This window comes from Geobacillus sp. WSUCF1 (assembly GCF_000422025.1).
GTDB classification, from domain to species: domain Bacteria; phylum Bacillota; class Bacilli; order Bacillales; family Anoxybacillaceae; genus Geobacillus; species Geobacillus zalihae.
On record NZ_ATCO01000158.1, the window covers coordinates 1 to 12,532 of the forward strand.

Annotated in this window: 8 protein-coding genes and 2 pseudogenes; 8 read left to right on the forward strand and 2 right to left on the reverse strand. The window is 46.7% G+C overall.

All coding sequences use genetic code 11. The features are described 5' to 3' along the window. From I656_RS0116555 to I656_RS02475, 8 genes and pseudogenes are all read left to right on the forward strand, one after another. On the forward strand, window positions 1-800 hold an 800-nt coding region (locus tag I656_RS0116555; RefSeq protein WP_033006451.1), incomplete at its 5' end, for an extracellular solute-binding protein. Window positions 801-1,037: 237 nt separating this feature from the next. Beyond that, window positions 1,038-1,973 carry a carbohydrate ABC transporter permease gene (locus I656_RS02500; protein ID WP_020756373.1) on the forward strand — a complete coding sequence of 312 codons (936 nt, stop codon included), beginning with the start codon at window positions 1,038-1,040 and terminating at the stop codon, window positions 1,971-1,973. Then, window positions 1,966-2,790 (forward strand): carbohydrate ABC transporter permease, encoded by an 825-nt coding sequence (locus I656_RS02495; protein WP_025949019.1) that lies wholly within the window; start codon window positions 1,966-1,968, stop codon window positions 2,788-2,790. The genes I656_RS02500 and I656_RS02495 overlap by 8 nt, the downstream gene beginning before the upstream one ends. A gap of 21 nt (window positions 2,791-2,811) precedes the next feature. Beyond that, the gene (locus I656_RS02490; protein WP_033006452.1) at window positions 2,812-5,853 is read left to right on the forward strand and encodes a glycoside hydrolase family 2 TIM barrel-domain containing protein; all 3,042 of its coding nucleotides are present in this window, start codon (window positions 2,812-2,814) and stop codon (window positions 5,851-5,853) included. Between the two features lie 487 nt (window positions 5,854-6,340). Then, window positions 6,341-7,530: pseudogene (locus I656_RS0116560) on the forward strand (galactokinase). Then, a complete protein-coding gene (gene galE / locus I656_RS02485; RefSeq protein WP_020756378.1) occupies window positions 7,527-8,513 on the forward strand; it encodes a UDP-glucose 4-epimerase GalE in 987 nt (328 codons plus the stop codon). Before I656_RS0116560 ends, galE begins: the two are co-directional and overlap by 4 nt. Window positions 8,514-8,516: 3 nt before the next feature. After that, the gene (gene galT, locus I656_RS02480) at window positions 8,517-10,043 is read left to right on the forward strand and encodes a UDP-glucose--hexose-1-phosphate uridylyltransferase (RefSeq protein WP_020756379.1); all 1,527 of its coding nucleotides are present in this window, start codon (window positions 8,517-8,519) and stop codon (window positions 10,041-10,043) included. A gap of 56 nt (window positions 10,044-10,099) precedes the next feature. After that, a complete protein-coding gene (locus tag I656_RS02475; protein WP_020756380.1) occupies window positions 10,100-11,122 on the forward strand; it encodes a LacI family DNA-binding transcriptional regulator in 1,023 nt (340 codons plus the stop codon). Between the two features lie 16 nt (window positions 11,123-11,138). Here the strand turns inward: I656_RS02475 and I656_RS02470 are convergent, their stop codons facing one another. Then, window positions 11,139-11,582: an Hsp20/alpha crystallin family protein gene (locus I656_RS02470; protein ID WP_033006456.1), complete on the reverse strand. Its 444-nt coding sequence runs from the start codon at window positions 11,580-11,582 to the stop codon at window positions 11,139-11,141. Between the two features lie 64 nt (window positions 11,583-11,646). Beyond that, a pseudogene (locus tag I656_RS0116565) lies at window positions 11,647-11,936 on the reverse strand (hypothetical protein). Window positions 11,937-12,532: the final 596 nt, after the last annotated feature.

Consider the following 12,532-nt stretch of genomic DNA (forward strand, 5'->3'; position numbering starts at 1 on the left):
AGGGTGCGAAATGTGAGTTACAAGGATTGGACTGGAACAAATATATTGAAATTGGGAAAAAGGTAAAACAAGCAACGGGTAAATATATGCTTGCACTCGATCCTAAAAATCTGGGGATTATTCGTGAGATGATTCAAACTAGTGGTTCATGGTATGTGAAAGAAGATGGTGTAACCCCGAATTTGGCAGACAATGAGCCGCTGAAGGAAGCATTTAGAACTTACAAAGAGATTGTAAACGCAGGGATATCGAAACCTATTTCCGACTGGAGTCAATTTGTTGCCTCTTTTAATAGTGGAGCAGTTGCATCGATTCCAACGGGAAACTGGATTACGGCTTCTGTTAAAGCCGAAGCTTCTCAAGCCGGTAAGTGGGCTGTTGTGCCTTTTCCAAAACAATCGGGCATTCCTAACTCTGTTAATGCTACGAACCTAGGTGGAAGTTCTTGGTATGTACTTAACATTCCTGGAAAAGAAAAGGCGGCAGAATTTCTAGCTAAAACGTTTGGATCAAATGTTGAGTTTTATGAAGCACTAAACAAAGAGATTGGTGCAATTGGCACATACAAACCAGCTGCTAATAGTGAGGCCTATAAGGCTGCAGATGAGTTTTTTGGAGGCCAAAAAGTAACAGCTGATTTCTCCAAATGGATGACAGAAATTCCTCAAGTAAACTACGGTGCACATACGTATGTGATCGAAGATATTTTAGCAGCTGCGTTGCAAGATTACTTAAAAGGCAAAGATCTTGATAAAGTGTTGGAAGATGCACAAAAACAGGCAGAACAACAAGTTAAATAAATATAGCACGCCTATTATGTTAAGGGAAACATAAAAAATTAAGCCCCGAGAGTCCGCTGGCTTTCCTGGTTGTCATAGTAGAAGCATTCTGTGTAACGGGCGGAGTGGTTCGGGGCTCTTCTATGAAGATGCCCGCTCCTCGACGCTTGATCGGTCATTTTCATGCTTGAATAAAGAGCAAGACCCTCTCACGGATGTTGCTTTCTATTTATCAACATGTTAAGGAGTTGATATAGAGTGATTTCCCCGACAAAAGTGAATCTAGATTTGATAATAAAAACGGATCGAAACATTAATCAGAAACACCGCATAAAAAACACAATAATTGGATGGTCTTTTGTGATACTAGCTACTATTATGATTTGCACATTTTATTTTTATCCAATGGCTCAAGCCTTAATTCTTTCGTTACAATCGGGTTCGGGTACGAATCTAACCTTTGTCGGATTGAAAAATTATGCTCGTTTATTTAGTGATCCTACCTTTTTGACAACCGTAAAAAATACAGTGATATATCTTATTATTCAAGTTCCGATTATGATTATTCTCGCCTTATTTTTAGCCGTATTATTGAATAATCCGAAATTAAAGCTGAGAGGATTGTTTCGAACAGCAATTTTTTTACCATGTGTCACTTCCCTAGTTGCGTATTCTGTCATATTTAAATATTTGTTTAGTCAAGATGGCTTGATCAACGTTATGTTGATGAAATTCTCTCTTATATCTGAACCAATCAACTGGCTAGCTGATCCTTTTTGGGCTAAAGTGACCATTATTATTGCTCTTACGTGGAGATGGACAGGCTATAATATGATTTTTTACTTATCTGCCCTACAAAATATCGATCACTCGATTTATGAAGCGGCTAAAATTGATGGTGCTTCGCCAGTTCAGCAGTTTTTTAAAATTACGATTCCATTGTTAAAGCCCATGATTTTGTTTACATCAATCACTTCAACAATCGGTACGCTCCAGCTGTTCGATGAAGTAATGAACATTACGCAAGGGGGGCCGGGAAATGCAACGATGACGATTTCTCAATATATCTACAATCTTTCATTTAAATATACCCCTGATTTCGGTTATGCAGCAACGGTTTCGTATGCGATTGTGGTTATGATTGTATTTTTTTCTATTATTCAGTTTAAAGTGGCAGGTGATAAAAATGAGTAATCTCAAAAACGTATTCAACTATACTGTTTTAACCATTGCATCTATTGTTTCCGTGTTTCCATTTTTGTGGATGGTTGTTAGTGCGACGAATAAATCAGTAGAAGTGACGAAAGGACGGTTATTGCCAGGTAGTCATTTTATGGAAAACTTCCGCAACCTGCTTGATAGCACTAATCTAGTCAATGCATTAATGAATTCAGCGAAAATCGCGATTATAACAACTTTACTCGCAATGTTGGTCTCCTCTTTGGCTGGTTACGGATTTGAAATTTTTAAAAGCAAAACAAAAGATTTTGTATTCAATTTCTTGTTGCTTTCAATGATGATACCTTTTGCTGCTTTAATGGTCCCGTTGTTTAGAATGTTTGGGACAATATCACAAATATTTCCAAGCATCGGTATTGATACAATGACGGCCGTTATTTTGCCGACAGTCACAACGGCATTTCTGATTTTTTTCTTCCGCCAAAGCACGAAAATGTTCCCGAAGGAAATTATTGAAGCGGGCCGAATTGATGGATTGTCTGAATGGGGGATCTTCTTCAGGCTTTATGTCCCTACGATGAAAACAACCTATGCGGCCGCGGCGATTATTACATTTATGTCGAGCTGGAACAGCTATTTATGGCCACTTGTCATATTACAGTCCCCGGAGAACCAGACGGTGCCATTGCTTATATCAAATCTTGGATCGAGTTATTCTCCGGACTTTGGAATGATCATGACCGCTATTGTGATCGCTACCTTGCCGACGGCGCTGATCTTCTTTTTCATGCAAAAGCACTTCGTTGCCGGGATGCTCGGTTCAGTAAAATGATGAGTAAGGAGTGTGGAAATAATGAAAAAAACATTAACAACCCCCACATTAGAATGGCTTTCGGATCCTCGTGTGTCCGGTGTTAATCGCCTGCCTGCCCATTCGGACCATATTTATTATGAGACGTTGGAAGAAGCAAAAAGTGGAGTTTCCATGTCGATGCGCTATGAGTTGAATGGAAATTGGAAGTTTCACTATGCGGTCAATCCGGCTAGCCGCCCCGCGAAATTTTATCAACTTGATTTTGACTGCTCAAACTGGGGAGATATTTCCGTACCAGGGCATATTCAGTTGCAAGGCTATGGAACTCCCCAGTATGTAAATACGATGTATCCGTGGGACGGTCATTGCGATGTTCGTCCTCCAGAAGTTCCTATGGATTATAATCCAGTAGGAAGCTATATAAAAATTTTTAATCTTCCTGAACGTATGAAAGGTAAACCGGTGTATATTTCTTTTCAAGGAGTGGAGTCGGCGTTTTATGTTTGGTTGAACGGGCAGTTTGTCGGGTATAGTGAGGACTCTTTCACGCCGGCAGAATTTGAACTTACACCTTTTATAAAGGATGGAGAGAATAAGCTCGCGGTTGAGGTTTACCAGTACAGCACCGGAAGTTGGCTTGAGGATCAGGATTTCTGGCGTTTTTCTGGAATCTTTCGCGATGTATACCTTTATACAGTGCCAGATATTCATGTCTATGATTTACATGTTCGCGCCGAATTGGATTCGTCCTATACGAGAGGCATGTTAACGGCGGACCTTACCTTTTTGTCTCCGGTACCTGCCGGCTCTAGGTTTATCGCTGAACTGTATGATGCGAAAGGCGACCTTGTCGCCAAAAAAGACGGAGAGCTTCATGGCGAAAAGGGGACATTTTCCATTGCGGTCGATGAACCGGAATTATGGAGCGCGGAGAAACCGTATTTGTATAAGCTATATATTCAGATTTTTAACGAGTTTGGCCAATTGGTAGAGGTTGTTCCACAGAAGGTCGGTTTTCGAAGATTCGAGATCATCAATAAAGTTATGCACCTTAACGGAAAACGGATTGTATTTAAAGGCGTTAACCGACATGAATTTCATTGCCGAAGAGGCCGGGCGATCACAAAGGAAGATATGATATGGGATATTAAAACGTTGAAGCGTCATAACATTAACGCAGTCCGTACGTCACACTATCCGAACCAAAGCTATTGGTATGAACTATGTGATGAATACGGCATCTATGTCATTGATGAAATGAATTTGGAAACGCACGGAACGTGGCAAAAAATGGGCCGTGTCGACCCCACATGGAATGTTCCGGGGAACAATCGAGAATGGCAAGACATTGTTATGGACCGGGCGATTTCAATGTTTGAAAGGGATAAGAACCATCCTTCCATCCTGATTTGGTCATGTGGAAATGAATCGTATGCTGGGGAAGTTCTGTTAAACGTCGCCAACTATTTTCGGTCAGTCGATCCGAGCCGTCTTGTCCATTATGAAGGAGTATTCCATGCCCGCGAGTACAATGATATAAGCGACATAGAAAGTCGTATGTACGCAAAGCCTCATGAAATTGAAAAGTATTTAACAGAAAATCCGGATAAACCGTATATCAGCTGCGAATATATGCATGCAATGGGGAACTCGCTCGGCGGGATGTACAAATATACGGATTTGGAACAAAAGTATCCGATGTATCAAGGTGGTTTTATTTGGGATTTCATTGATCAAGCCCTTGTGAAAAAAGATCGTTATGGAAAAGAATTTTTGGCATATGGAGGGGACTTTGGCGACCGTCCAACCGATTACGGTTTCTGCACGAACGGAATTGTCTATGCCAACCGGGAGTTGTCACCGAAGATGCAGGAAGTAAAATATCTTTATCAAAACTTTAAGCTTTCACCGGATCAATACGGTGTCAATATTAGAAATGAAAGTCTTTTCACTGACACAAGTGAATATGATTTAGAATACGTCCTATTCCTTGAAGGGAGAGAGTTGTATCGAAGCAAGCTGAATGTATCGGTAGCACCGCAGGAAGAGAAAAGAGTCGAGTTCGACTGGCCCCTTGGGATGATGGCAGATGCAGGTGAATATTGCATTCATGCATCATTTAAATTGAAAGAAAAAACACTTTGGGCTGATGCTGGTTATGAGGTGGCATTCGGCCAGTTTGTATTCCAGATTGGTTCCAAGGAATTCGTTGTTCCTAGCGGAAAGTTAAAAGTTATCCATGGTGATGTCAACATTGGGGTGCACGGCAAAGATTTTACGATCATGTTTTCCAAACAGGCAGGAAGCCTAGTTTCAATGAATTACGCAGGCAAGGAGATGATTGCGGTCCCTCCTGCACCATTGTTTTGGAGGGCCACGACTGATAATGACCGAGGTTTTTTGCAAGACTTCTATTCGGGGCTTTGGTATGCGGCGAGTTTGGCGCGTAAATGTGTAAAAATCGATGTGAAAGAGGAAGCGGCCCAAGTAAATGTCACCTTTACCTACAAATTTTCCATTAACCCCGAATTGGAAGTGAAAATTGGTTATACCGTTTATGCTGATGGCAGCATTCGCGTGAAGGCGGTCTATCATGGAGTCGAGAATCTTCCGTCAATGCCGATTTTTGCGGTATCATTCAAGGTTCCAGCCGACTATAATCAACTCGAGTGGTATGCAATGGGGCCCGAAGAAAACTATGTCGATCGCTCAAAGGGGGCAAGACTTGGAATTTTTAGAAATCAAGTATCTGACAATGTATCGCGCTATCTCAAACCGCAGGAATCAGGAAACAGAACAGGTGTTCGTGAAGTAAGCTTAACGAACAACAATGGACAGGGAATAAAAATTTCTTCTATAACTGAACCGTTGGAATGCAACTTTTCGCCATACACAGCTTTTGAACTTGAACATGCCAATCATCATTACGAGCTGCCCAATATTCATTATACGGTTGTCACGGTAGCAGGTCGACAAATGGGAGTTGGCGGAGACGACAGCTGGGGCGCCCCAGTTCACGATGAATACGTCATAAAGGCAGATCAAGACATGGAATTTGAGTTTATGATTCATAAAGTTTAGCGACAACAGCATCATGATGTAAACTTCTCATCTTAGCGTTTTTATTTATCTCGAAAAATAAAAATGCCATCACATGATATACTTACTAGATGGATCAAACAAAAATGGAAAGTGGTTGAAGCTATGTTTTCTGTTCTGATTGGCCAATATGGCACAAGAGAAATTGGAGGCGATTCAATTATCGAATTTGAAAGTGATACCCGGTATATTTTATCGTATTTATTTGTTGCTTTGGATTAGCCGAATACTAAGATTTGGACAATACCGCGAGTTGTTTTTGAGTTAAGGTTAGGAAATAAAATATGAGGTAATTTTACTTTTTTAAAGGATGAAGGGATAAGACGTTGATTAAAGAAAGAAAGGCATAAGACCGTAATTTTAAGTTACATGTCAAATAAGCAACCTAATAAAAATTCTTTTTTATTGTTTTTTAGTAAAATTTATACTAAAATATATACTAGCGATTGATTGTTTAGGAGGCGTAATCATGGCTGTTAGTTTCGGTTTGACAGAAACCTTTAAAAATGTATTTGGTGGGGGTGAAGAACGAGTTCGTATCTTCTTCGCCCCCGGCCGCGTCAATTTGATCGGTGAGCATACGGATTACAACGGCGGGCATGTGCTGCCGTGCGCGCTCGAGATCGGCACGTATGCGCTTGTCCGGCAAACGGATGAGCCGTTTGTCCGCCTTTACTCCCAAAACTTCCCGGAAACGGGAGTGATCACGGTCTCTTACGATGACTTGTCATACCGGAGCGAGCACGGCTGGGCGAATTACCCGAAAGGATCTTGGCTGCGTTTCAAGCGTTACGTCCGCTTGAGACCGGATTGGACATTTTGTATTATGGAACGATCCCGAACGGCGCAGGACTGTCGTCATCCGCGTCGATTGAGCTCGTGACCGCGGTCATGCTCAACGAACTGTTCAGGCGCGGGCTTGACCAACTAGAACTTGTGAAAATGAGCCAAACCGTAGAAAATAAATACGTTGGCGTCAATTGCGGCATTATGGATCAGTTCGCCGTCGGCATGGGGAAACAAGATTGCGCCATCCTGTTAAACTGCCAGACGCTCGAGTACCGCTATTTGCCGCTCGTGCTCAACGATTGTTCGATTGTCATCGCGAACACAAACAAAAAGCGCGGCCTGGCGAACTCGGCGTACAACGAGCGGCGGGCGACGTGCGAGGCGGCTCTTGCGAAGCTGCAAAGCGTGCGGAACATCGCCTCGCTCGGCGAGCTGACAAGCGCGGAACTGGCCCGTTATGCACATCTTCTTTCCCCGCTTGAACAAAAACGGGCCCGCCATGCGGTGACGGAAAACGAGCGGACGCTTGAAGCCGCCCGGGCGCTTGAGCGCGGGGATCTCGTCCGCTTTGGCGAGTTGATGAAACAGTCACATTTGTCGCTGCGCAATGATTACGAAGTGACAGGCGTTGAACTCGACACGCTCGTTGAAGCGGCATGGTCGCACGAAGGAACGGTCGGGGCGCGCATGACTGGGGCAGGATTCGGCGGCTGCACGGTGAACATTGTGAAAAAGGCATGCGTTCAAGATTTCATTGAACGGGTCGGAAACGCGTATGCCGAAAAAATCGGTTATGAAGCAAGCTTTTATGTCGTTGAAGTTGGTGACGGGGCGAGAGAACTCACGGGACTGGAGGAGATGAGCCGATGATTTTGGTTTGCGGAGGGGCAGGGTATATCGGCAGCCATGCGGTGTACCGTCTGCTTGAAAAAGGGGAGCGCGTGGTCGTGGTGGATAACTTGCAGACGGGGCACCGGGAGGCGGTTCACCCTGATGCGGTGTTTTGCCAAGGCGATATTCGCGACCGCGATTTTTTGCGCGAGGTGTTTCGCCAGCACGACATTGAGGCGGTCATTCATTTTGCGGCGAACTCATTGGTCGGCGAAAGCATGGAAGAGCCGCTGAAATATTACGACAACAATGTGTACGGCACACAAGTGTTGCTTGAAGTGATGAAGGAATTTGGCGTCAAGCAAATCGTCTTTTCTTCAACTGCCGCGGTGTATGGGGAGCCGAAACAAATCCCGATCGTCGAAACCGACCCGACGGAACCGACGAACGCGTATGGAGAAACGAAGCTGGCGATGGAAAAAATGATGAAATGGGCGGACCGCGCCTATGGCATCCGCTCGATTTCGCTCCGCTACTTTAATGTCGCCGGGGCGTACGGCACGACAATCGGTGAGGACCACAACCCGGAGACGCATCTGATTCCATTGATTTTAAAAGTGCCGCTTGGCCAGCGCGAGGAAATCTACATTTTCGGCGATGACTACGACACGCCCGACGGCACGTGCATCCGCGACTACATTCATGTGCTTGATCTCGTCGATGCCCATTGGCTGGCGCTCGAGAAATTACGGAGCGGGGCAGACAGCGATGTATACAATTTAGGCAACGGCAACGGCTTCAGCGTCAAAGAAGTGATCGAAGCGGCGCGGCAAGTGACCGGACACCCGATCCCTGCCCGCGTCGTGGCGCGGCGGCCGGGCGACCCGGCGCGGCTTGTCGCTTCATCGGAAAAAGCAAAGCGCGAGCTCGGCTGGGAGCCGAAATACTTGTCCATTACGGATATCGTCGCCTCGGCGTGGGAGTGGCACAAAGCGCGGCCAAACGGCTATCGGGGTGTGTGAGCGATGGAACGAATTTGGACGGCGATTGAACAACTGATCCGTTATGCCGAGCAACGCGGCCTTTTAGCGCCGGAAGATGTGGTGTACGCGCGCAACCGCCTGCTGGCAACGCTCCGACTCACGGAATGGCAGCCGGCCGAGGTCAAGGACGTTCCCTTGGCCTCGCCGGCCCCGGTATTGGACGCTATGATTGATTGGGCGTATGAACAAGGATTGTTGGAAACGAATACCACGACCGAGCGCGATATATGGGATGCGAGACTGATGGACTGCGTCATGCCGCGGCCGTCGGAAGTGATCCGCGCCTTTTACGAGCGGTACCGCCGCAGCCCGCAGGAGGCGACGGACTGGTTTTATTCGTTGAGCCAAGCGTCCAATTACATTCAAACGGCGCGCATCGCCAACAATCAGCACTGGAAAGTGTCAACCATCTATGGAGAATTGGATATCACCATTAACTTGGCGAAGCCGGAAAAAGACCCGAAGGAAATCGCCAAATTAAAAGAGATGCCGTCATCCTCGTATCCAAAATGTGTATTATGCAAAGAAAACGAAGGGTATGAAGGAACGTGGCGTCATCCCGCCCGTTCCAATCACCGTGTCATCCCGATCACGTTATTGGATGAACAGTGGTATTTCCAATATTCTCCCTACGTGTACTATCATGAACATTGCATCGTCTTTTCCGCCGAACATGTGCCGATGAAAATGGAGCGGAAGACGCTTGAGCGCTTGCTCGATTTCGTCGAAAAGTTCCCGCACTATTTCATTGGCTCGAACGCCGACTTGCCGATTGTCGGCGGCTCGATTTTAGTGCATGACCATTTCCAAGGAGGGCGTTATCCGTTTGCGATGGAAAAGGCGGAGATCGAAGAGTGTATCCCGCTGCCATCGTTTCCGTCGGTCACAGCCGGCATTGTGCGCTGGCCGATGTCCGTCATCCGTTTGACTGGACCAAAAGAGGACGTGTTGGATGCGGCTGCCTTTTTGTATGAAACATGGCGGACGTACAGCGACCCAAGCGTCGAGATTATGGCCTACAGCGGCGATGTTCCGCACAACACGATCACCCCGATCGCCCGGCGGCGCGGCGATTTGTTTGAGTTGGACATCGTTTTGCGCAACAATCGGACATCAGCGGAACATCCGTACGGCATTTTCCATCCGCATGAAGAATTGCATCATATTAAAAAAGAAAATATCGGCTTGATCGAAGTGATGGGGCTGGCGGTGCTGCCGGCACGGCTTGCCGTGGAACTGGAGACGCTGGCCGATTATCTCGTGCATCGGACAAAAAAAGAAGACTGGGACGAGTCGATGCATAAACATTGGGATTGGTGCGAAGCCATTCACTCGGCCTATCCGGACATCACGAAGGACAACGTCCATGACATTTTGCGGCACGAAGTCGGACAACGGTTTGTGACCGTGTTGGAACATGCCGGGGTGTTTAAGCGGGACAAGCGAGGGAAGGACGCGTTTCGCCGCTTTATACAGCACGCTGTGGAGCGCATGTCGTCTCTTGTTTAAATGCGGCGAAAAAACGCGTTTCATATGAAACATAAGGAAGGGATCGCAAACAGACGATGGCTACGTTAAAAGAAATCGCGGAAAAAGTCGGCGTTTCGGTCGCGACGGTGTCGCGCGTGCTTAATTACGATGCAACGCTGTCCGTTTCCGATGAAACGAGAAGGCGCATTTTTGAAGTCGCCCAAGAGCTGAACTACAAAACATTGCGGGAGCGAAGCCAGCAAGCGCGCGAATCGTTTCGCTTCGGGCTCATTCACTGGTATTCGGAGCGCCAGGAAATCGATGACCCGTATTATATGGCGATTCGCCTCGGAGTGGAAAAAGAGTGTTTTGACCGCGGCATCGAACTCGTCAAATTGTTTAAACAAAACGGCGCCTATCCGATTGAACGGATGGAGGCGCTCGACGGCATCATCGCCGTCGGAAAATTCGGGCCGAAGGAAGTCGAGGTTTTTGCCGCCGGGGCCAAACAAATTGTGTTTGTCGACTGTTCGCCTGATGAGCATCGGTTTGATTCAGTCGTCATCGACTTGCGTCAAGCGACTGTGACGGTGCTTGATTATTTGCTTCGGTTGGGGCATACGAAAATTGGCTATATCGGCGGCCGTGAATATGTCGACGAGGAAACGCCGATCCGCGATGAGCGCGAAGCGGCGTTTTACGAATATTTGTATGTCAAAGGGCTGTATGATTCCCGCTATGTATGGATCGGTGCCTTCACGGCTGAAGATGGCTATCGGCTGATGAAAGAGGCTGTTTCAGGCGGCGACTTGCCGACGGCGTTTTTCATTGCCAGCGACTCGATGGCGATCGGCGCCCTGCGTGCGCTGCATGAAGCCGGGATCGCTGTTCCGGAAGAGGCGGCGATTGTCGGATTCAATGATATTCCGACGGCAGCATTTCTTCACCCGCCGCTTTCGACGGTGAAAGTATACACAGAATTTATGGGTGAAACAGCGGTTGAGCTGCTCATCGAACGGTTGACGACGAAACGAGCGATTTGCAAAAAGGTCGTCGTGCCGACAGAGCTCGTCATCCGCTCAAGCAGCGAGGGCAACGAAAAGGGGAGCGGTCGATAAGCCGCTCCCTTCCGCATTAATGGAACTCGATATCAACGCGTTTTTTCGTTCCTGTCGTTGTTTTCGGGATATGAATGTCAAGCACACCGTTTTTGTACGTCGCGCGAATGTTTTCCGTCGCCGCATCCGCCGGCAGGGTGATCGAACGCTGGAAGCGACCAAAGAAGCGTTCGCGCCGGTGCATATGTTCTTCTCTTACATCGTGGTGGCGTTGAATCGTGCCGCTGATGGTCAACATGTTGTTCTGCACGTCAATGTGCACATCCTCTTTCCGCTCCAGCCCCGGTAAATCGCACGAAACGACGTATTCGTTGGCCGTTTCATGCATGTCGATGCGCGGCATCCAGTGCTGCTCATCCATATGAGTGAACAGCGATGGAAAATCACTAGCAAAAAAGCGGTTCATATCCCGGCGAATCGATTCCAAGTGCCGGAACGGGTCATACGGAATTAACGCCATAACTGCCATCCTCCTTAACAAGAAATGTTTGTTCGCTCAGTAGTGTGAACCGAATTCGTCTGTTTTATGTATGATTGGCTTGCAATTGTTCCATCACCGTCAAATACGCTTGAATGAGTGCTACTTTCATGCCATCCGGCAAGTCAGAAGCGGCCACCCGCTTAACGGCGTAATAAAACTTCACTTCGGACGATTGCCGCACGCGCGGATGCGTCCATTCATCGCGCAGCTCTTGCCTTATCGTTTCATACAAAAGAGTTTGGCTTTCTTGTTCATCAAGCGGTCCGGTCGTCAGCGATCGGTTCGGCCAAAGGCGGCGGTAGCGTCAAGCAGTGCAGAAAATGGATAGGTCACGGCTGCTTCCCTCCTTAAAAAATATACATAGCGATCCTCGAGGTCTGCTCCTTGCAACATATTCTTTTTAAGAAATTATATCATACAGCAGTCGAAGCGATTCGGGAGGCCAAGTCGAATGTAGATAGTGGGGGCTGGTTTCGTTTGCTGTCGTTGTAAGGCAGTCGAACCGTGGGACGCACGAGGATGGATTGGTTGACAGCCTGCCGTGGGGCGGGTGTTCCCAAAAATCTCCCACCTCTAAGCGTTAGCGTAGGTGGGAGAGCGTTCAACCTAAAAAAGTAGTTGACATAAGGTGAGATAGTGTATAAAATAAAAATCGCGCTTCGACGGAATGTCGGAGTGCAACGATCGAACAATCATGAAATAAAAAAACTATTGACAAATAGTTAACACTGCGTATAATGAATAATTGCCGCGACGAAATGAACGCGGTAATAATTAGAAGAGAATCAGTAGTTGACATTTTTGAAAGATTGTTTATAATAGTAACTGTCGTTCCTTGAAAACTGAACGAAACGAAGCGCGACGAAAAGCGGAGGTCCGCATGGGCCGAAGCAAAAGCCAATCAACTTTCTTTTGGAGAGTTTGATCCT